Annotated in this window: 1 protein-coding gene and 1 pseudogene; both read right to left on the bottom strand. The window is 76.0% G+C overall.

Annotation, left to right across the window (positions count from 1 at the left end; all coding sequences use genetic code 11):
* Positions 1-90 precede the first annotated feature (90 nt).
* A pseudogene (locus ACWDCZ_RS40635) lies at positions 91-753 on the bottom strand (response regulator); the annotation flags it as partial.
* Complete coding sequence (locus ACWDCZ_RS40630; RefSeq protein ID WP_380779086.1) at positions 750-2,024, bottom strand: sensor histidine kinase; 1,275 nt, start codon at positions 2,022-2,024, stop codon at positions 750-752. The pseudogene ACWDCZ_RS40635 and the gene ACWDCZ_RS40630, both read right to left, overlap by 4 nt.
* Positions 2,025-2,146 lie beyond the last annotated feature (122 nt).

Here is a 2,146-nt window from a genome sequence, read left to right as displayed (position 1 = left end):
GGGGTGCGGGGGCGGGGTTTTTGGGGGTTTGTGCGGGGTGGGGGGGTGGGGGGGGGTGGGGGCGGTTGGGGGCTTTTTGGGGGGGGGGGGGGGGCGGGTGAGGCCGCGGTCGTAGGCGAAGATCACGGCCTGGACGCGGTCGCGGGCGCCGATCTTGGCCATGACGCGGCTGACGTGGGTCTTGACGGTCGACTCGGCGAGCACGAGGCGGCTCGCGATCTCGTTGTTGCTCCAGCCCTGGGCGACGGCGACGAGGATCTCGCGCTCGCGGTCGGTGAGGGCGTTCAGCCGGCTGTCCTCGACGGGGGCGGCGCCCGGCGGCCGGGTCGGCAGGTGGTGGGCGTACGCGTCGAGGAGGCGCCGGGTGATGGCGGGGGCGACGACGGCGTCGCCGACCGCGACGGCGCGGATCCCGGAGAGGAGTTCCTCGGGGCGGGCGTCCTTGAGGAGGAAGCCGCTGGCGCCGGCCCGCAGGGCGGAGTGGGCGTACTCGTCGAGGTCGAAGGTGGTCAGCACGAGGACGCGGGAGCGGCCGCCGGTGGCGACGATCCGGCGGGTGGCCTCGATGCCGTCCATGCCGGGCATGCGGATGTCCATCAGGACGACGTCGGGTCGCAGGTCGGCGGTGAGCCGGACGGCCTCGGCGCCGTGGGCGGCCTCGCCGACGACCTCGGTGTCGGGTTGGCTCTCCAGCAGCATGCGGAAGCCGTACCGCTGCAAGGGCTGGTCGTCCACGATGAGGAGGGTGGTCACGCGGGGCCGCCTGTCGGGTCGGGGGTGAGGTCGAGTACGGCCTCCACGGTCCATCCTGCCCCGGGCCCGGGGCCCGCCGTGACGGTGCCGCCGTACAGGGCCGCGCGTTCCCGTATGCCGGCGAGGCCGTGGCCCTCGCGGGGCGGCCGGCCGGGGGCGGACGGCGGGGGGCCGTCGGGCGGGCCGCTGTCCCGTACGCGCACCCGCAGCCGGTCGTCCCCGGAGGTGAGCGTGACGTGGGCCCGGGTGCCGGGGCCGGCGTGCTTCAGGGTGTTGGTGAGCGACTCCTGGACGATGCGGTAGGCCATCAGCTGGACCCCGCGGTCGAGGGCGTCGAGGTCCCCGGCGGCCGTGTACACCACCTGGGGGCCGGCCGCGCGGATGCGGGCGCACAGCCCGTCGACGTCGGCGATGCCCGGCTGCGGGGTGAGTTCGGCGTCCTCGCCCTGGTCGCGCAGGACGCCGAGCATCCGCCGCAGCTCCCCGAGCGCCTGGCGGCTGGTGTCGCCGATCAGCAGCAGCGCCTCGCGTCCGCGCTCGGGGGAGGCCTCGGCCGCGTACGCGCCGCCGTCGGCGAGGGTGACGATGACGGACAGGTTGTGGCCGATGATGTCGTGCATCTCGCGGGCGACTCTGGTGCGCTCGGTGACGGCGGCCAGCCGGCTGCGCTGGTCGCGCTCGATCTCCAGCCGGGCCGCGCGTTCCCGCAGCCCGGCGAGCTGGGCGCGGCGGATCCGTACCGCGATGCCGAGGGCGACGGCCGCCGTCGCGGCGCTGAACAGGAAGAACAGCGCGTCGCCGACGGGCAGCCCGGAGGACACCTCCGCGGCGACCAGGGTGCTCGCCGCGGCCATGGCCGCGCACGCCCAGGCCAGGTGCCGCAGGCTTCCGTGCAGGGCCAGGCTGTAGAGGGCGACGAGCAGGGCGGCGTCGGCCCGCAGTGCCGCGCCCGTGGACCACTGGACGACGAAGACGGTCATGATGGCCGCGAACGCCGCCGTCGGGCGCCGCCGGCGCCACAGCAGGGGCAGGACGAGGCCCGCCTGGAGGGCGAGGGTCGCGGCCAGGGGCAGCCGGGTGAAGTGGATCCGGTGCTCGCGCGCGTGGTCGACGTCGCCGTGGAGGAGGTCCGGCAGGCCGAACATCAGGAGGACCATGACGACCACGGCGGTGTCCAGGACCCACGGGTCGGAGCGGTCGGCCTGCCGGATCCGCTGGCCCAGGCGGGCCAGGCGCGCGAAGGCCGGGTGGGAGGGGAGCGGGTCGGGCACGGGCGGCGGCGCGGACGGGACCGGTCCCCGGGTGTCGAGGTGGCTCACAGTCGTCACCTGTCGTACGAGGGAGGGGCGGGGCTGCGGCACCCGGTGGACCGGGTGCCGCACCGGAGTCTCTC

Source organism: Kitasatospora sp. NPDC001225, assembly GCF_053597855.1.
The sequence above is the reverse complement of the archived record's forward strand: the minus strand, read 5'-3'. Positions and strand labels throughout refer to the sequence as shown.